The following is a 19,094-nucleotide window of genomic DNA, read 5'->3' on the forward strand; positions in this document are numbered from 1 at the left end:
CATGGGGCAGACCATCAACGAATTCATCGCCAACTACGGCGAGCTGCTCATCGAGGGCACGCGCGACACGCTCATCATGACCGGCGTATCCACGCTGCTCGCCTACGTGCTCGGCGTGCCGCTCGGCGTGCTGCTGACCATCACCGGCGCCAAATCGATCTGGCCGCACCGCGCGCTCAACACCGTGCTCGGCTGGATCGTGAACATCGGCCGTTCCATCCCGTTCATCATCCTGCTCGTCGCGATCATCCCGTTCACGCGCCTCATCGTCGGCACGTCGCTCGGCGTCGAGGGCGCGATGGTGCCGCTCGTCATCTCCGCCGCGCCGTTCGTGGCGCGCATGGTCGAGCAGTCGCTCGCGGAAGTGGACGGCGGCCTGATCGAGGCGGCGCAGAGCTTCGGCGCGAACGGCTGGCAGATCGTCGTCAAGGTGCTGCTCGTGGAGAGCCTGCCCTCGCTGGTGCGCGGCGCGGCCATCACGTTCATCAACCTGTTCGGCTACTCCGCGATGGCCGGCACGGTCGGCGCGGGCGGTCTGGGCGACATCGCCATCCGCTACGGCTACCAGCGCTACGAATACGACGTGATGCTCGTCGCCGTGATTCTGAGCGTCATCCTCGTGCAGATCATCCAGTCCTTCGGTGACTGGTTCGCGCGCCGCATCGACCATCACGCGCGCTGACCGCGTCTCCCGGCATCGTCATCCGCGCGCGGCCCGTCCATCCCCTCACGAGGAGCCGGGCCGCGCGCATTGCGCCGGTCGGACCCGTCCGCGTCATGGGCGAGGTCGGCGCGGGTTGTTATCGTGAGTCGAATGAGCACCATTGTCATGCACACCTCCGAAGGTGACATCACCATCAACCTGTTCGACGACAAGGCCCCGGAAACGGTGAAGAACTTCCTCGGCCTCGCCACCGGCGAGAAGGAGTGGGCGGATCCGTACACCGGCCAGCCCTCCCACGGCAAGTTCTACAACGGCCTGACCTTCCACCGCATCATCAAGGACTTCATGATCCAGGGCGGCTGCCCGCTCGGCACCGGCACCGGCGGCCCCGGCTACGACTTCGACGACGAGATCGACCCGTCCCTGAAGTTCGACCGTCCGTACCTGCTCGCCATGGCGAACGCCGGCCTGCGCCGCGGCCGTGACGGACAGGTGCACGGCACCAACGGCTCCCAGTTCTTCATCACCACCGTGCCGACCCCGTGGCTCGACGGCCACCACACGATCTTCGGCGAGGTCGCCGACGACGAGTCCAAGGCCGTCGTCGACAAGCTCGAGGCGCTGCCGACCGACCCGATGGACCGTCCGACCGAACCGGCCGTGATCACCTCCATCGACGTGGTCGAGTGACCGTCCGGGCATCGACGGCACCCGTCGTGCTGTGACCATGTGGACAGGGGGCTCCCTGAGGGGAGCCCCCTGCCGTATATCCGTCCGTGGCATCCGCCGGCCGTCACAGCACGCCGAAATGCCTCAACGCGTTCATCACGCCGTCATGGTCGACGTCGTCGGTGACATAGTCGGCGGCCGCCTTCGGACCCTCGGTCGCGTTGCCCATCGCCACGCCGATGCCGGCGAACCGAAGCATCGTCTCGTCGTTGCCGCCGTCGCCGAACGCCATCACCTCGTCGCGCGTCCATCCGTAATGCCGCATGAAGCGCCGCATGCCCTGCGGCTTGCCGCCGTCCGCCGGAATGAGGTCGACGAAGTCCGGATGCCACCGCACGCCCTGGATGTTGCGGCACAGCGCCGTGAGCTCCGCCTGCTGCGCCTCGTCGATGTACGGACTGATCTGGAACGTCTCGTGGCTCGCCGGGCGCGTGTGCGGGTCGTCGGTGAACACCTGCGGCGCGGTCTTGCCGAGCTGGCGCCACGTGGCGCGCATCGGTTCGGTCACCTGGTTGAAGTACACGTAATCGGATTCGCAGAAGTTCGCCACCACGTCCGGATGTGCGTCGAGCCATGCGACGACCGTGCGGATGTCGTCCGCGTCGAGCGGCTCCTTCTCGAGGAACCCGTGATCGTCGACGCAATACTGGCCGTTGAGGCCCACGATGCCGTCGAACGTGACCGGGATCATGTCGAGCACGACCGTCATGTGGCTGGGCGCGCGACCGGTGCAGATGAACACCTTCACGCCCTTCGCCTGCAGCATGTGGAGCGCGTCGATGGTCGACTGCGGCACGCTGTGCGTCACGAAGCTCGTCAACGTGCCGTCGATGTCGAAGAACACGGCCTTGATGTCCGGACCCGTAGCTGCCATGGAGACCTCCACTTCATACTTCATGCGCGTTCCCATAATTGGGCCATGCATTCCAGTGTACAAAGCGAAGGCGTACTGTGAAGGCATGACCGAGAACATCGAACCGGACCCGGAACTCGTGGGCATCCGCCACTACCTGCATGCACACCCCGAGCGCAGCTTCAAGGAATACGACACCAGCATCTACCTCGCCGACCAGCTGAAGGCGCACGGCATCGAGATCCTCGACAATCCGCTGGAGACCGGCGTGGTCGGCCTCATCCGCGGCGGGGGAGGGCCGGGGCCTCGCGTGGCGTTGCGCGCCGACATCGACGGCCTGCCCATCGTCGAGGACACCGGGCTGCCGTTCGCCTCCGTCAACACGGGCGTCATGCACGGCTGCGGGCACGACCTGCACATGACCGGCCTGCTGGGCGCCGCGTTCCGGCTCGCCGCCCGCCGCGACCGGTTCGCCGGTTCCGTCAAGATCCTCTTCCAGCCGAGCGAGGAGACCGGTCAGGGTGCGTTCGCGATGATCGGGGCCGGGCTTCTCGACGACGTGGACGCGATCATCGGCACGCACAACAATCCGAACTACGCGCCCGGTCAGGTCGCCGTCGGCGCCGATCCGATGATGGCCGGCTGCGTGCGTTTCCAGGTCACGCTGCACGCCGAGGGCACGCATGCCGGGTACCCGCACAAGGGCACCGGCCCCATCGAGGCGATGGCGTCCATGGTGCTCGAACTGCAGACCATCGTCAGCCGCAACATCTCCGCCCTGCACCCGCTCGTCCTGTCCGTCACCGAAGTGCACGGCGGCCGCGTGTGGAACGTCGTGCCCGCCGAGGCCGGGTTCCAGGGCACCGTGCGCTACTTCCACAAGGAGGACAGCCTGCTCGCCGAGCGCCGCTTCCGGGCGATCGTCGCGCACACCGCCGAGGCGTTCGGCATTACCGCGGACGTCGAGTGGGACGACTTCCAGGATCCGGTCGTCTCCGACGCGTCGCTCGCCCGCGCCGTCGCCGCCGACGTGCCCGGCTACGGCGAGCTCGAGCCGATACGCCCGTCGATGGCGGGGGAGGACTTCTGCGAGTTCGCCGACGTGACACGCACCGTGTTCGCGTTCATCGGCTCGAACGGCGCGCAAGGTTGCGCCGATTGGCACAGCCCGCGTTTCGTCGGGCTCGACGCCTCCATCCCGACGTTCGTCGACTTCTACGAGAAGGCCGCATTGCGCGTGCTCGGGGAGCTCGCCGCCGGCCGGTGACGCGTCCGTGGCGCACATGTCGGAAAACCGCGTGCGCCACGGCGAAGGGATTAGGATAGGGGACCATGACACAGATTCGCTTCGCACTCGCACAGATCGACACCTGCGTCGGCGACCTCGCCGGCAATGCCGCCAAGGTGCTCGACTTCAGCCGCAGGGCCGCCGAGGAAGGCTCCGCCAAGGTCGTCGTCTTCCCGGAGATGACGCTCACCGGCTACCCGATCGAGGACCTCGCCCTGCGCCGCACGTTCCGCCAGGCCGCGTGGGACACGGCGAACGACCTCGCCGCCGACCTGAGGAAGGCGGGGCTGCGCGACCTGTACGTGGTGGTCGGCACCGTCGGCACCGACCGCGCCACCGACAAGCCGTACAACCGTCTCGTCGTCCTGCATGACGGCGTCGTCTGGGCCGGCTACGACAAGCACTTCCTGCCCAACTACGGCGTGTTCGACGAATTCCGCATCTTCAAGGCGGGCGACCGCTCCGTCGTGCTCGACGTGGACGGCGCCCGTCTCGGCGTCGCCATCTGCGAGGACATCTGGCAGGACGGCGGCCCCGTCGCCGAACTCGCGGGCCGCGACATCGACGCGCTCGTCACCATCAACGGCTCCCCGTACGAGGAGGGCAAGGGCGACGTGCGTCTCGACCTGGCGAAGCGCCGCGCGGCGGAGGTGGGGGCGCCGCTCATCTACCTCAACCAGGTGGGCGGGCAGGACGACCTCGTCTTCGACGGCGGCAGCTTCGTCGTCGAATCCGACGGCACGCTCGTCGAACGCAGCCCGATGTTCATGGAGGATCTCTCCTTCTGGACGCTCGACACCGGCAAGGTGCATCAGGCCAAGTCGACCATCGCGCCGTTGCCGGACCCGGACGAGGAGGTGTACACCGCCTGCGTGCTCGGACTGAAGGACTACATGGCCAAGAACCGGTTCACGGGCGTCACGCTCGGCCTGTCGGGCGGCATCGACTCCGCGCTCGTCGCCGCGATGGCGGCCGACGCGGTCGGCGGCGCCAACGTGCACGGCATCTCCATGCCCTCCATGTACTCCTCCGACGGTTCGAAGGACGACGCGGCCGATCTCGCCGCCAACATCGGCGCGCACTACGACGTGCAGCCCATCGAGCCGCTGTTCGACGCCTACCAGAACCAGCTGCATCTGGACGGCGTGGCCGCGGAGAACCTCCAGGCGCGCATCCGCGGCGTCATCGTCATGGCGTATTCGAACTCCAAGGGGCTGCTCGCCGTCGCCACCGGCAACAAGAGCGAGCTCGCGTGCGGCTATTCGACGATCTACGGCGACGCGGTCGGCGGATATGCGCCCATCAAGGACCTGCTCAAGACGCGCGTGTGGGAGCTCGCCCGCTGGCGCAACAAAGCCGCCGCCGCAGGCGTCGGCATCGGCGGCCTGAGGATCGTGGGCAACGAGAGGGGCGATGCCGGCACGCCGCTGAAGGACGGCGTGATGATTCCCGTCGCCTCCATCGAGAAGGCGCCCTCGGCCGAGCTGCGCCCCGGCCAGAAGGATTCCGATTCGCTGCCCGAATACGCGCTGCTCGACAAGGTGCTCGCCGCGTACATCGAGCATGCGCACGGGCGCGCCGACCTGCTCGCGGACGGTTTCGACGAGAAGACCGTCGATACGGTGATGCGGCTCGTGGACCGCGCCGAATGGAAGCGCCGCCAGTACCCGCTGGGGCCGAAGGTCACCGCCCTCGCGTTCGGCAGGGACCGTCGTCTGCCGATCACCAACGCGTTCCGGGAGTAGCCCGGAGGCGTTGCACTGCGTTCGTGGATTTCGCGGAAAGGGGAAGACATGGCGAAGGACACACGGTGGTATTTCAACATGGTCACGGGCAAGCCCGAGCAGGGGCCGCAGTCCCCGATCGAGCAGCGCATGGGGCCGTACAAGTCCCGTGAGGACGCCCTGGACGCCTGGAAGATCTTCCAGGACAGGGAGACGCTGTGGAAGGAGCAGGATCGGCAGTGGAACCTCAATTGGGATCGTCCGCGTGAACGATAACGAAATGTGAGATAGTTCACGTCGATTTTACGTTGGTTCCCAGTCTCGAACCGTTACACTGGGAACCAACGACGACGAAGGTGCGTCGCAAGTACAACACCAAGGAGTGGAAATGACAGCTGTTGAATCCGCTGCGCTGACCCAGGAGGAGCTCGACGCCAAGGCGTGGGACGGCTTCGAGGGCGGCAACTGGCAGAAGGACATCGACGTTCGCGACTTCATCCAGAAGAACTACACCCCGTACGAGGGCGATGAGTCGTTCCTCGCTCCGGCCACCGAGAAGACCAAGCACCTGTGGCAGTACCTCGACGACAACTACCTGTCCGTCGAGCGCAAGCAGCGCGTCTACGACGTGGACACCCACACCCCGGCCGGCATCGACGCCTTCCCCGCGGGCTACATCGACTCCCCGGAGGTCGACAACGTCATCGTGGGTCTCCAGACCGACGTCCCCTGCAAGCGCGCGATGATGCCGAACGGCGGCTGGCGCATGGTCGAGCAGGCCATCCGCGAGGCCGGCAAGGAGCCGGATCCGGAGATCAAGAAGATCTTCACCAAGTACCGCAAGACCCACAACGACGGCGTCTTCGGCGTGTACACCAAGCAGATCAAGATCGCCCGCCACAACAAGATCCTCACCGGTCTGCCGGACGCCTACGGCCGCGGCCGCATCATCGGCGACTACCGTCGCGTCGCGCTGTACGGCGTGAACAAGCTCATCGCCTTCAAGAAGCGCGACAAGGACTCCGTGCCGTACCGCAACGACTTCACCGAGCCGGAGATCGAGCACTGGATTCGCTTCCGCGAGGAGCACGACGAGCAGATCAAGGCCCTCAAGCAGCTCATCAACCTGGGCAACGAGTACGGCCTCGACCTGACCCGTCCGGCCCAGACCGCTCAGGAAGCCGTGCAGTGGACCTACATGGGCTACCTCGCCTCCATCAAGTCCCAGGACGGCGCCGCCATGTCCTTCGGCCGCAACTCCGCCTTCCTCGACTGCTACATCCAGCGTGACCTCGAGGCCGGCAAGATCAACGAGACCGACGCCCAGGAGCTCATCGACAACATCGTCATGAAGCTGCGCATCGTCCGCTTCCTGCGCACCAAGGACTACGACAACATCTTCTCCGGCGACCCGTACTGGGCGACCTGGTCCGACGCCGGCTTCGGCGACGACGGCCGTCCGCTGGTCACCAAGACCTCGTTCCGTCTGCTCAACACGCTGACCCTCGAGCACCTCGGCCCCGGCCCGGAGCCGAACATCACCATCTTCTGGGATCCGAAGCTGCCCGAAGGCTACAAGCGCTTCTGCGCCAAGATCTCCATCGACACCTCCGCCATCCAGTACGAGTCCGATCGTGAGATCCGCGGCCACTGGGGCGACGACGCCGCCATCGCGTGCTGCGTCTCCCCGATGCGAGTCGGCAAGCAGATGCAGTTCTTCGCCGCCCGCGTGAACTCCGCCAAGGCCCTGCTGTACGCCATCAACGGCGGCCGTGACGAGATGACCGGCATGCAGGTCATCGACAAGGGCGTCATCGAGCCGATCGCCCCGGAGGCCGACGGCACCCTCGACTACGAGAAGGTCAAGAACAACTACGAGAAGGCCCTCGAGTGGCTGTCCGAGACCTACGTCATGGCGCTGAACATCATCCACTACATGCACGATAAGTACGCGTACGAGTCCATCGAGATGGCCCTGCACGACAAGGAGGTGTACCGCACCCTGGGTTGCGGCATGTCCGGTCTGTCCATCGCCGCCGACTCCCTCGCCGCGATCAAGTACGCCAAGGTGTACCCGATCACCAACGCCGAGGCCAAGACCCTCGAAGGCCACGAGTACGAGTACGTCGAGGGCGCGGACGACGACCTGGTCGTCGGCTACCGCACCGAGGGCGAGTTCCCGATCTACGGCAACGACGACGACCGCGCCGACGACATCGCCAAGTGGGTCGTCTCCACGGTCATGGGCCAGGTCAAGCGTCTGCCGGTCTACCGCGGCGCCGTCCCGACCCAGTCCATCCTGACGATCACCTCCAACGTGGAGTACGGCAAGAACACCGGTTCCTTCCCGTCCGGCCACAAGAAGGGCACCCCGTACGCCCCGGGCGCCAACCCGGAGAACGGCATGGACTCCCACGGCATGCTGCCGTCCATGTTCTCCGTCGGCAAGATCGACTACAACGACGCGCTTGACGGCATCTCGCTGACCAACACCATCACCCCCGATGGTCTCGGCCGCGACGAGGACGAGCGCATCGGCAACCTGGTCGGCATCCTCGACGCCGGCAACGGCCACGGCCTCTACCACGCGAACATCAACGTCCTGCGCAAGGAGACCATGGAGGACGCCGTCGAGCACCCGGAGAAGTACCCGCACCTGACCGTGCGCGTCTCCGGCTACGCGGTGAACTTCGTCAAGCTCACCAAGGAGCAGCAGCTCGATGTCATCTCCCGCACCTTCCACCAGGGTGCCGTCACCGACTGATCGCCCATCAGCCGAACATGACCGCGTAACGCGGTAGAACGAACCGAAGGGGTGGGATTCGTCCCACCCCTTCTTCGATGACGGCTTCGAGCCGCAGCGCGCATGGCACCACGTGCCCGGCGCAACCACACACCTTCGACAACGCATCACCACTTGGAACAGGAGGACAACGATGCCCGAAACCCAGTTCCGCACCACCACGCGGCACATGCTGCGCGAATCCAAGACGTACGCCAAGCAGACCCTCATGGGAGGTCTCTCCGGCTTCGAATCACCCATCGGGCTCGACCGCCGCGACCGCATCGCCGCATTGCGTTCCGGCGACATCGGCTTCGTCCACTCATGGGACATCAACACCTCCGTCGACGGGCCGGGCACGCGCATGACCGTGTTCATGTCCGGATGCCCGCTGCGCTGCCAGTACTGCCAGAACCCGGACACGTGGAAGATGCGCGACGGCAAGCCCGTCACGCTCGAGGCGATGATCAAGAAGGTCGACCGCTACAAGGACCTGTTCAAGGCCACGCACGGCGGCATCACCTTCTCCGGCGGCGAGTCCATGATGCAGCCGGCGTTCGTCTCCCGCGTGTTCCGCGCCGCCAAGGAGATGGGCGTGCACACCTGCCTCGACACCTCGGGCTTCCTCAACACGAACTACACCGACGAGATGCTCGAGGACATCGACCTGTGCCTGCTCGACGTCAAGTCCGGCGACGAGGAGACCTACCGCAAGGTCACCGGCGGCGTGCTCCAGCCCACCATCGACTTCGGCCGCCGGCTCGCCAAGGCCGGCAAGAAGATCTGGGTGCGCTTCGTGCTCGTGCCCGGTCTGACCGACTCCGAGGAGAACGTCGAGAACGTCGCGAGGATCTGCGAAAGCTTCGACGGCGCCGTGGAGCACATCGACGTGCTCGGCTTCCACCAGCTCGGCAGGCCCAAGTGGCACGAGATGCGCATCCCCTACCCGCTGGAGAACCAGAAAGGTCCGAACGCGGCGCTGCGCGAGCGCGTCACCAAGCAGTTCGAGGCGCACGGGTTCACCGTCTACTGAATTCCCCGCGTGCCGTTACCGCGAAAGCGCGTACACGCCCTTACGCTGGAAGCATGGCCGACATCTACGCATTTCCCACGGGCGTGAAATCGCGCACCGGATGTGACGCCGACCCGGCGATGCCGGGCCGGCCGGTCGGCGTACCGGACGACGTATGGCATGCGGTCGAATCAATACGACGCATGCCGCGTCCGAGGGACGTACGCTATCGCGAGATCCCCGTACCGTCGACGCTCGCCGACTACGGCATCGGCGTCGAGATCGAAGCGGGCTCCCGCGCCACGGCGGATCCGCCTTCCGGCATGGTCCCGACGAGGGGATCGGCCAACGGGTGGATCATGATTCTTTATGCGAACGAACCGCGCGAGGACTGGGGGTCGCACTGGCGGTGCGTCGCGTTCGCGAGTCTTCCGCTGAACGACGGCGAAGGCGACGCGCTCACTGCGGAACTCTACTGGGATCTCATGTGCGACCATCTCGACGGCGTCGTGCCGGACAGCGTGGGCGGCACCGTCACCGTCACGCGCAACACGGCGTTCGGCGCGCTCGGGCGTGACGGATCCAGCGGATGCGAGATTCGCGTCTCCTTCACCCCCACGACGTTCGACGGCATGGCGTATGATGCCGCCTCGGGCGTGTCCGCATGGGCGCGCTTCCTGAAATCCGCCATGCACTTTGATGGGGAAACGGACGTTGACTGAACCGAAAGCGGAACCAAGACTGCAATCCACGCCGCGCGGGGGAGTGCCCTCCCTTATCGACACGCCGGCAGGCTATCATCGCGCATGCGAGGCGCTGGCCGCATCGGCGGGACCGCTCGCCGCCGACGCGGAACGCGCGTCCGGATTCCGCTACGGCCACGAGGACTGGCTCATCCAGTTCAAACGCGAGGGCGCGGGCATCATCCTGCTCGACCCGGTGGCGCTCACACGCGCCGGCGTCGACTGGAACGAGTTCAACGAGGCCGTCGGCGACGCCGTATGGATCATCCACGACGCGATGATGGACCTGCCCGGCTTCGCCGACATCCGGCTCAGGCCGCGTCGCCTGTTCGACACGGAGATCGCCGCGCGCCTGCTCGGCCTGCGCCGCTTCGGCCTCGCCTCCGTCACCGAGCACTATCTCGGCATCACGCTCGCCAAGGAGCACTCCGCCGCCGACTGGTCGTACCGCCCGCTGCCGTACGACTGGCGCAACTACGCGGCCCTCGACGTCGAGCTGCTCATCGAGCTCGAAACGATCATGCGCGACGAACTCAGGCGCGCCGGCAAGGCCGAGTGGGCCGAACAGGAGTTCGCGCACGTCCTCGCCGAAGGCACGTCCGGGCGCCCGCGCCACGCGCATCCGGTGCCCTGGCTGCGCATCTCCCACATCACCGAGATCGCCCGCGACCCGCGGGGCCTCGCCATCGCCCGCGCCCTGTGGACGAAACGCGACGAGCTCGCGCGACTGCACGACATCTCTCCCACGCTGTTGCTCGAGGACTCGTCGATCATCGAGGCGGCGAAGCGCAAGCCTCGCAATGCGAGGGAGTTCCGTGCCGTGAGGTGCCTCAACGAACGCGTGCGCATGCACACCGGGAGCGAGCAGGACAAGATGTTCGAACGCTACGCGCCAATCCAGCGCGCCGTGAAGCCCTCCGTGTGGAAGGCCGTCATCCAAGAGGCGCTCGCCCTTCCCGCCGCCGACCTGCCGGTCGTGCCGAGCGGCCGCGGCGACGCGAGGGGCGGCGCCGACGACTCCGAGGAGACGAACGCGCCGCGCGGCATGCGCATGTGGGAGCGGCGCCCGGAGCGGCTCGAGCGGCTCAAGCGCGCGCGCCGCGTCGTCAACCAGATCGCCGAGGACACGCGCACCCCGGCCGACGTGATCGTACGCCCGCAGATCATCCGCAACCTGTGCTGGACCGACGACCCCGCTTCGCGCGACGTCGCTGCGTTCCTCAGGGCGCAGGGCGCGCGCGACTGGCAGGTGGCGCTGATTGCCGCGTCCGTGTCACGCGCTATACTGTGACGGTTGCCTTCGGGCAGAAGTAGGACAAACAAACTTTTCAGGAGCGTTTAGCGTGAAGATCAGCGTTCGTAACCTCGAACCCACCAAAGTGAAGCTCACCATCACCGTCGAACCGGAGGAGTTCGACCCGTATCTCGATGCCGCTCGCAAGGACATCGCCAAGCAGGTGAACGTACCGGGCTTCCGCAAGGGCCACGTTCCGGGCAAGATCATCGACCAGCGTTTCGGTTTCGGCGCCGTCGCCGGCGAAGCGGTCAACGATGGCGTGCCTGAGCTGTACTCCAAGGCCCTCGAGGAGAAGAAGATCCACCCGATGGCCCAGCCGGAGTTCGACGTCGTCGAGGTCCCGCAGTCCGCCAAGGACGAGACCAAGCTCAAGTTCACCGCGACCGTCGAGCGTCGCCCGGAGATCGAGCTGCCGGAGATCGACGGTCTGGAGATCGCCATCGCCGCCCCGGAGGTCAAGGACGAGGACGTCGACAAGCGTCTCGAGACCCTGCGCCAGCGCTTCGGCACCCTGGTCGGCGTCGACCGTCCGGCCGCCAAGGGCGACTTCGCGAACATCGACCTGTCCGCCGAGATCGACGGCGAGACCGTCGACTCCCAGGAGGGCGTGAGCTACGAGCTCGGCTCCAACACGATGCTCGACGGCCTCGATGAGGCGCTCGACGGCCTGTCCGCCGGCGAGGAGACCACCTTCGAGGGCACGCTGGAAGCCGGCGAGCACGAGGGCGAGAAGGCCACCGTCAAGGTCAAGGTCAACTCCGTGAAGGCCGAGGAGCTCCCGGAGCTCAACGACGACTTCGCCCAGGAGGCCTCCGAGTTCGACACGCTCGACGAGCTCAAGGAAGACATCCGCAAGGCCGCCGCCGAGGACGCCAAGGGCCGTCAGGCCACCGAGGCCCGCGACGCGTTCCTCGCGAAGCTGGCCGAGGGCCTCGAGATTCCGGTGCCGAAGGGCGTCAAGGCCGCCGCGGTCGAGGAGCACCTCAAGGGCCTCACCCCGGATCCGGAGAAGGCCACCGACGAGCAGAAGCAGCAGGCCGAGGAGGGCGCCGAGAAGGAGCTCAAGGACCAGATCCTGCTCGACACCCTCGCCGAGAAGATGAACGTCGAGGTCTCCCAGGCCGACGTGTTCAACTTCCTCGCCTCCATCGCCCAGCAGTACGGCATGGATCCGAACGCCTTCATCCAGGCGATCATCAAGAACGGCCAGCTCGGCTCCGCCGTGCAGGAGGTCGGCCGTTCCAAGGGTCTGCTGGCCGGCATGCGCGCCGTCAAGTTCACCGCGAACGGCGAGGAGGTCGACCTCTCCGCGTTCCTCGGTGACGCCGCCGAAGAGGAGGAGGCCGAGTCCGTCGAGGCCGCTTCCGCCGCCGCCGCGGTCGCCGACGAGCTGTCCGCCAAGGACGGCGAGTGAGCTGATGCCTCGCGGCGCTGACGCCTAGGCGCCACGCGCGTGGTCAAGAGCCCGGAGTGTAATGACTCCGGGCTCTTTCGTTGCCCGGAGACGATGAAAGGCGATGAAGGGCGATGAAAGGCAAGAGACGGTAGGCAGAGGCAAGGAGTACGTCATGCGCCAACCACCGGATCCCCGCCGCATGGGCTGGCTCATCGTGGCGACGATCGTCCTCGGCTCCCTGATTGGTGTGGGAGCCGGTCTGCTCACGCTGCTGCTGTACAGCGTCGAGCATGTGATGCTCGGCTACGTCGAAGACGCTTCCATGCCGGGCCCGTTCGGAGTGCCCGCGGTGCGGCGGGCCGTTTCGGTGACCGTGGGGCTGGCCGTCGCCGGCGTGATCTGGTACCTGCTGCGCAACAAGACGACCAGGGTGCCTTCGGTCAAGCGGGCGGTGGCAGGCGAACGGATGCCATGGTGGCAGACGCTGGTGCATGTGGCGCTGCAGATCTTCATCGTCGGCTCCGGCGCGTCCATCGGGCGCGAGGTCGCCCCGCGCGAGCTCGGCGCCATGCTCGCGCAACGCTTCTGCGACCTGCTGCGCATCGAGGGGGAGAGCGGACTCGACCGGCGCATGGTGGTCGCGGTGGCGGCAGGCGCCGGTCTCGGCGGCGTCTATGACGCGCCTTTGGCGGGCATGTTCTTCGCCGTGGAGATCCTGCTCGTCGACGTGACCATCGAGAAGGTCGCGTTCGCGCTCGGTATGTCCGCGACGGCCGCGTTCGTCGCCTCGCTGGTCAAGGGTCGTCACACGTTCTATGACGTCACGGCCATGCAGCCGGACTACTCGGTCAGCCTCATGGCGTTCGCGCTGCTGTGCGGGGCCGTGTGCGGCGTGGCCGGAGCCCTGTTCCGCAAAGGGTCGCAATGGGCCGGCTCGCACCAGACCCATGACCGGCATATCCTGTGGCAGATGCCGCTGGCCGGTCTCGTGACCGGTCTGGTCGCGTTCGTCGTGCCGCAGGTGATGGGCAACGGGCGCGCCGCCGCCCAGCTCGGGTTCGGCACGTTCATTCCCGACGCGACGGCCGCCGGGGCGTCGCAATCCGCATCTTCGGCGGCGGCGTCGCCGTGGAACCTACTCTCCTCGGGTCCCGCCGGCCCCGCGGGAGCGGCCGTGCCGCCTGCGGCCGCGGGATTCCCCCTGTCGCAGGCGAACCTGTGGGCGGTGGCGGGCGTTCTCGCCCTGACGTTCGCGGCCAAGGCGCTCGTCACGGTGATGACCATGCGCTCCGGTGCCTCGGGCGGTGTGCTGCAGCCGGGCATCGCGCTCGGCGCGACCCTCGGCGCGATGCTGGGACTGCCATGGGTGTTCGCGTTCCCCGCCGAAACGCCCGTGACGTGCGCCCTGCTCGGCGCGGCTGCGCTGCTGGCCGCCTCGCAGCAGGCGCCGCTCATGGCCATGAGCCTGGTCATGGAACTCACTTCGGCCCCCATCGCCTTCTTCGTGCCGGTCGGTCTCGCCGTCGCCGCCTCGGCGTTCGTCTCCCAATGGCTGCTGGCCGCGATGGGGCGACGGGGCGCGGCGAAGCGCGCCGGCACTGTACGCGTCGAGCCGAAAGCCGGCGGAAATGCGCCCGCCGTCGCTTGAAGGCGGTAGTCTTGAATACTGTTCAAGACAGTATTCGAAATGGAGAACAAGGTGAGCAACACTCTTGCAACCCTTCCGGCCATGGCTGGCGACGACGCGCCGGCCGCCGGATTCGCCGACCCGATCTTCAACAGGCTCCTCAAGGACCGCATCATCTGGATGGGTGAGGAGGTCAAGGACGACATGGCCAACCGCATCTGCGCCCAGATGCTCATGCTCGCCGCCGAGGATCCGAAGAAGGACATCTGGCTGTACATCAACTCTCCGGGCGGTTCCATCACCGCGGGCATGGCCATCTACGACACCATGCAGCTCATCGAGCCCGACGTGGCGACGGTGGGACTCGGCATGTGCGCCTCGATGGGCCAGTTCCTGCTGAGCTCCGGCACCAAGGGCAAGCGGTTCCTGACCTCGCACGCCCGCGTGCTCATGCACCAGCCGTCGGGCGGCATCGGCGGCACCACCACCGACGTGCGCATCAACGCCGAGCTCATCATGGACATGAAGAAGACCATGAGCGAGCTGACCGCCGAACAGACGGGCCACACCGTCGAGGAGATCTACCGCGACAACGAGTACGACCACTGGTTCACCGCCACCGAGGCGCTGGAGTACGGTTTCGTGGACAAAATCATCACCACGCACGATTCGATGACGAAGGGAGAATGAGCAGCATGGCATCCGAGGAAGCGAAGTTCGCCGCCCGCGCCGACCGTCTGGCCGGCCCCGCCGGCGTCGTCGGGTTCATGCCGGCCGTGCGCCGCGAGGCCGCGTTCGCGCCGCAGAACCGCTACATCCTGCCGCAGTTCGAGGAGAAGACCCCGTACGGCTTCAAGAGGCAGGACCCGTACACGCGCCTGTTCGAGGACCGCATCATCTTCATGGGCGTGCAGGTCGACGACACCTCCGCCGACGACATCATGGCGCAGCTGCTCGTGCTCGAATCGCAGGATCCGAACCGCGACGTGATGATGTACATCAACTCGCCCGGCGGCTCGATGACGGCCATGACCGCCATCTACGACACGATGCAGTACATCAAACCGGACGTGCAGACCGTGTGCCTCGGCCAGGCCGCCTCCGCCGCCGCGATCCTGCTCGCCGCCGGCACGAAGGGCAAGCGCCTCATGCTGCCGAACGCACGCGTGCTCATCCACCAGCCGGCCATCGACCAGGGCTTCGGCAAGGCCACGGAGATCGAGATCCAGGCGCGCGAGATGCTGCGCATGCGCGAATGGCTGGAGAAGACGCTCGCCAAGCACACCGGCCAGTCGCAGGAGAAGATCGCCAAGGACATCGAGGTGGATACGTTCCTGACGGCCGATGAGGCCAAGGAGTACGGCATCGTCGACGAGGTGCTGGCGCACCGCCAGTAGGTGTTCCGCCGGGCCTTCCCGTGAGGGGAGGGCCCGGCGCTCGTATACGTGGGCGCGCATTCGAGGGCGGGCGCGCCGGGGCATCGGGTGGTCCCGATCCGGGAAGGAGGAGATGCGATGGGGCATGTGGTGAGTTACGACGACGGCGTGCCGAAGTGCACGTTCTGCGGCAAGACGGAGCATCAGGTACGCAAGCTCGTCACCGGGCAGGGGGCCGCGATCTGCGACGAATGCATCGAACTGTGCGTCGGCATCATCTCCGAGGAACGCCACAAGGACGCCGAGATCAACGCGCTCCAGCTGCCGAAGCCCATCCAGATCAACGCATACCTCGACCGGTACGTGATCGGCCAGCAGGATGCGAAACGCGCCCTGTCCGTCGCCGTGTACAACCATTACAAACGCGTCAACATGGAGATGGCGCAGCGCGCCGGGCGCCTCGACGAGACGCACGCGCGCATGCGCGGGGAAGACGTGCGAGACCCGCTCGCCGACGTCGAGGTCGCCAAATCCAACATCCTGCTGCTGGGGCCGACGGGTGTGGGCAAGACGTATCTCGCGCAGACGCTGGCGAAGGTCATGAACGTGCCGTTCGTCATCGTCGACGCGACCACGCTCACCGAGGCGGGCTATGTGGGCGACGACGTCGAGACCATCCTGCAACGGCTCATCGAAGCGGCGGACGGCGATGTGTCGAAGGCGGAGCACGGCATCGTCTACATCGACGAGATCGACAAGATCGCCCGCAAAAGCGGAGAGAACACCTCCATCACGCGGGACGTGTCCGGCGAAGGCGTGCAGCAGGCGCTGCTCAAGATCCTCGAGGGCACCATCGCCAACGTGCCCACCGAAGGTTCGCGCAAGCACCGTGAGGTGGAGACCGTGCGGATCGACACGCGGGGCATCCTGTTCATCTGCGGCGGCGCGTTCGTCGGACTGACCGACATCGTCCGCGACCGTCTCGGCGCGAGGGAGAGCGGCTTCGGCGCGTCCTGGCACGACCATGAGATCCCGGACGAGGAGCTGCTGCGCCACGCGAACGCGGACGACCTCGCCGAGTTCGGCCTGCTGCCGGAGTTCATCGGCAGACTGCCGGTCGTCAGCGTCCTCGACGACCTCGACGAGGACGATCTGGCGGCGGTGCTCACCAAACCGGGCAATGCGCTCGTCAAGCAGTACATGAAGCTGTTCGCCGTCGACGGCGTCGACCTCGCGTTCACGCGGGAGGCGGTGCGCGCCATCGCCGCCACGGCCATCAGGCAGGGCACGGGGGCGCGCGGGCTGCGGTCCATCATCGAACGGGTGCTGCAGGACACGATGTTCCAGCTGCCCAGCATGCCGGACGTGACGCAGGTGATCGTGGACAAGGCCTCGGTCACCGGCGCCGGCGTGCCGAAGATGGTCCGGTCCAGCGAAAGCGTGGACACGCAGGAACTGCATCCGGTGCCGGCGCGTGGGCACTCGCAGTCGCGGCGGCGCAGGGCGGCATGATGCGACACGCCGGCCTTGCGCAATTCCTTGCCACGGGTAATATATGTCGAGTTGTCTGAACAAGGCAACATGCGCCGGTAGCCCAGCGGATTAGAGCAGCTGACTACGGATCAGCAGGTCGCAGGTTCGAATCCTGTCCGGCGCACTCCTCGTTCCGCGCGAGGTAAACAACAAGCGGATCGCGCGAGTAGCCCAGCGGATTAGAGCAGCTGACTACGGATCAGCAGGTCGCAGGTTCGAATCCTGTCTCGCGCACCCGGTATGAAACCATTCGTACCGCAACAACCGAATATCGGTTTGCGCCGGTAGCCCAGCGGATTAGAGCAGCTGACTACGGATCAGCAGGTCGCAGGTTCGAATCCTGTCCGGCGCACTCCTCGTTCCGCGCGAGGTAAACAACAAGCGGATCGCGCGAGTAGCCCAGCGGATTAGAGCAGCTGACTACGGATCAGCAGGTCGCAGGTTCGAATCCTGTCTCGCGCACGGCGAAGCCCCTATCACGAACGTGACAGGGGCTTTTTCAATATGATTGAATGGTATCGTCGGTCACGGCACGGAGAGCGGGGAGGACGGATGACGACACACAACGGCACGGCAGGCGGGGGAGCGTGGGTTGCGATTCGTCGCATCGCCGCTTCCGACCGCATCTCCGGACTCATCATGCTGTCCTTCGCGTTCCTCGGCCTTGTGCTCGCCAACCTGCCCGCGACCGCCCACCTGTTCGAGACCATCGCCGAGACGCACATCGCCGTGCCGTACACGAACCTCGACCTGCCGATCGGGCATTGGGCCCAGGACGGCCTGCTCACCATCTTCTTCCTCACCGTCGGACTGGATCTGAGGCAGGAGCTCACCACCGGCTCGCTCGCCAATCCGAAAGCTGCGGCGGTGCCGATGCTGTGCGCCGTCGGCGGCATGCTGGTGCCTCCTCTCCTGTTCGTCATCGTCACGTTCCTGTTCTCCGAATACGGGCCGGGCGGCGTAGGCAACGTGTTGTTGCCCACGACGGGCAGCGCCATACCCTACGCCGAAACGTTGCACGGCTGGGCCATCCCCACCGCCACGGACATCGCATTCTCGCTGGCGGTGCTCGCCCTGTTCGCCAAGGCGCTGCCGGGATCGATACGAGCCTTCCTCATGACGCTCGCCACCGTCGACGACCTGCTCGCCATCATCCTCATCGCCGTGTTCTTCTCATCGCTCAACGCATGGTACTGGTTCATCGGCATCGCCGTATGCGCCGCGGCATGGGCGTGGCTCGTACGCCGCGAACGCATCCCATGGCCGCTGGTGGGCATCGTCGGCATCCTCGCCTGGGTGATGATGTTCGAGGCCGGCGTACACCCCACGCTCGCGGGCGTCCTGGTCGGCCTGCTCACGCCGGCGCGCGAGATGCACGGCGAGGAGTCGCCGCGCGCCGAACGCTACGCAAGCAAACTGCAGCCGTTCTCCGCGCTGCTCGCCCTACCCATCTTCGCCCTGTTCGCGACCGGCGTGCGATTCGCCTCGCTGACCCCCGAGCTCATGCTCTCCCCGGTCGTGCTCGCCCTCATCGTCGCCCTCGTCGTCGGCAAACCGCTGGGCATCCTCGCCACCGCCTGGCTGGCCACGCATCCGGGCGGCCTGAACATGCCCAAGGGCCTGCGCGTGCGCGACATGATTCCGGCCGCATGCGCCTGCGGCATCGGATTCACCGTCTCGTTCCTCATCGCCTCGCTGGCCTACGACAATCCGGAACTCTCGGCGGAAGCGCGCTTCGGCGTGCTCGTCGGCTCGCTCATCGCGGCCGGCGTCTCCGGCGTGCTGCTCAGCAGGCAGTCCGCGCGCTACGAACGCGAGGCGGCCGCGCGCCGCCTGTCCGAAGAGGTCGCACGCCTGGAATCCGAGCATGTCACCGTGGCGGACGACGGCACCGTCAGCATCGACATCGACGTGTTCACCCCGGAACAGCTCGCCGAACTCAAACGGCGACGTGAGGAACGCCGGCGCAAGGCGCTCGGCGAACAGACGGCGGCCTCCTCGCCGTCCGCGGGCAGCGCCAGCCGCCGCCGCCCGTTCAAACGCTGGAACTGGCGTGGACGGACCAAGGGC

15 protein-coding genes, 4 tRNA genes and 1 pseudogene are annotated in these 19,094 nt (G+C 66.6%); 19 read left to right on the forward strand and 1 reads right to left on the reverse strand.

Features of this window, described 5'->3' with window-relative positions:
* The first annotated feature begins 1 nt into the window (after position 1).
* Both BFAL_RS01085 and BFAL_RS01090 read left to right on the forward strand, forming a co-directional pair.
* Positions 2–682, forward strand: coding sequence for a methionine ABC transporter permease (locus BFAL_RS01085; RefSeq protein ID WP_055426613.1), 681 nt, complete (start codon positions 2–4; stop codon positions 680–682).
* Between the two features lie 132 nt (positions 683–814).
* The gene (locus BFAL_RS01090; RefSeq protein WP_055426614.1) at positions 815–1,354 is read left to right on the forward strand and encodes a peptidylprolyl isomerase; all 540 of its coding nucleotides are present in this window, start codon (positions 815–817) and stop codon (positions 1,352–1,354) included.
* Positions 1,355–1,457: 103 nt separating this feature from the next.
* On the opposite strand, the gene BFAL_RS01095 is transcribed toward BFAL_RS01090, so the two are convergent.
* Positions 1,458–2,267 carry a Cof-type HAD-IIB family hydrolase gene (locus BFAL_RS01095; RefSeq protein ID WP_174514752.1) on the reverse strand — a complete coding sequence of 270 codons (810 nt, stop codon included), beginning with the start codon at positions 2,265–2,267 and terminating at the stop codon, positions 1,458–1,460.
* 85 nt (positions 2,268–2,352) lie between these two features.
* On the opposite strand from BFAL_RS01095, the gene BFAL_RS01100 reads away from it, so the two are divergent.
* The 17 genes and pseudogenes from BFAL_RS01100 to BFAL_RS01180 all read left to right on the forward strand — a co-directional run.
* Positions 2,353–3,513 carry a M20 metallopeptidase family protein gene (locus tag BFAL_RS01100; RefSeq protein ID WP_055426616.1) on the forward strand — a complete coding sequence of 387 codons (1,161 nt, stop codon included), beginning with the start codon at positions 2,353–2,355 and terminating at the stop codon, positions 3,511–3,513.
* 65 nt (positions 3,514–3,578) lie between these two features.
* Positions 3,579–5,279, forward strand: coding sequence for an NAD+ synthase (locus tag BFAL_RS01105; protein WP_055426617.1), 1,701 nt, complete (start codon positions 3,579–3,581; stop codon positions 5,277–5,279).
* A gap of 48 nt (positions 5,280–5,327) precedes the next feature.
* On the forward strand, positions 5,328–5,534 hold the full coding sequence (locus BFAL_RS01110) for a hypothetical protein (RefSeq protein ID WP_055426618.1): 207 nt from the start codon (positions 5,328–5,330) through the stop codon (positions 5,532–5,534).
* 112 nt (positions 5,535–5,646) lie between these two features.
* A complete protein-coding gene (pflB, locus tag BFAL_RS01115) occupies positions 5,647–8,022 on the forward strand; it encodes a formate C-acetyltransferase (protein ID WP_055426619.1) in 2,376 nt (791 codons plus the stop codon).
* Between the two features lie 172 nt (positions 8,023–8,194).
* Positions 8,195–9,073 carry a pyruvate formate-lyase-activating protein gene (gene pflA, locus BFAL_RS01120; RefSeq protein ID WP_055426620.1) on the forward strand — a complete coding sequence of 293 codons (879 nt, stop codon included), beginning with the start codon at positions 8,195–8,197 and terminating at the stop codon, positions 9,071–9,073.
* A gap of 53 nt (positions 9,074–9,126) precedes the next feature.
* Complete coding sequence (locus BFAL_RS01125; protein WP_055426621.1) at positions 9,127–9,774, forward strand: DUF3000 family protein; 648 nt, start codon at positions 9,127–9,129, stop codon at positions 9,772–9,774.
* Positions 9,752–11,086 (forward strand): HRDC domain-containing protein, encoded by a 1,335-nt coding sequence (locus tag BFAL_RS01130; RefSeq protein ID WP_152973456.1) that lies wholly within the window; start codon positions 9,752–9,754, stop codon positions 11,084–11,086. Before BFAL_RS01125 ends, BFAL_RS01130 begins: the two co-directional genes overlap by 23 nt.
* 52 nt (positions 11,087–11,138) lie before the next feature.
* Complete coding sequence (gene tig / locus BFAL_RS01135; RefSeq protein WP_055426623.1) at positions 11,139–12,506, forward strand: trigger factor; 1,368 nt, start codon at positions 11,139–11,141, stop codon at positions 12,504–12,506.
* A gap of 154 nt (positions 12,507–12,660) precedes the next feature.
* A complete protein-coding gene (locus BFAL_RS01140; protein WP_055426624.1) occupies positions 12,661–14,136 on the forward strand; it encodes a chloride channel protein in 1,476 nt (491 codons plus the stop codon).
* A 51-nt stretch (positions 14,137–14,187) separates the two neighbouring features.
* Positions 14,188–14,805, forward strand: coding sequence for an ATP-dependent Clp protease proteolytic subunit (locus BFAL_RS01145; RefSeq protein ID WP_152973457.1), 618 nt, complete (start codon positions 14,188–14,190; stop codon positions 14,803–14,805).
* Between the two features lie 5 nt (positions 14,806–14,810).
* Positions 14,811–15,512 carry an ATP-dependent Clp protease proteolytic subunit gene (locus tag BFAL_RS01150; RefSeq protein ID WP_055426625.1) on the forward strand — a complete coding sequence of 234 codons (702 nt, stop codon included), beginning with the start codon at positions 14,811–14,813 and terminating at the stop codon, positions 15,510–15,512.
* A gap of 117 nt (positions 15,513–15,629) precedes the next feature.
* Positions 15,630–17,003, forward strand: coding sequence for an ATP-dependent Clp protease ATP-binding subunit ClpX (clpX, locus tag BFAL_RS01155; RefSeq protein ID WP_055426626.1), 1,374 nt, complete (start codon positions 15,630–15,632; stop codon positions 17,001–17,003).
* Positions 17,004–17,074: 71 nt separating this feature from the next.
* Positions 17,075–17,148 (forward strand) — tRNA-Arg (locus BFAL_RS01160).
* A 36-nt stretch (positions 17,149–17,184) separates the two neighbouring features.
* Positions 17,185–17,258, forward strand: a tRNA-Arg gene (locus tag BFAL_RS01165).
* Positions 17,259–17,302: 44 nt separating this feature from the next.
* A tRNA-Arg gene (locus BFAL_RS01170) sits at positions 17,303–17,376 on the forward strand.
* 36 nt (positions 17,377–17,412) lie between these two features.
* Positions 17,413–17,486 (forward strand) — tRNA-Arg (locus BFAL_RS01175).
* 90 nt (positions 17,487–17,576) lie between these two features.
* Positions 17,577–18,842: pseudogene (locus tag BFAL_RS01180) on the forward strand (Na+/H+ antiporter NhaA); the annotation flags it as partial.
* Positions 18,843–19,094 lie beyond the last annotated feature (252 nt).

The sequence above is a fragment of the Bifidobacterium aesculapii genome, from assembly GCF_001417815.1.
GTDB lineage: Bacteria > Actinomycetota > Actinomycetes > Actinomycetales > Bifidobacteriaceae > Bifidobacterium > Bifidobacterium aesculapii.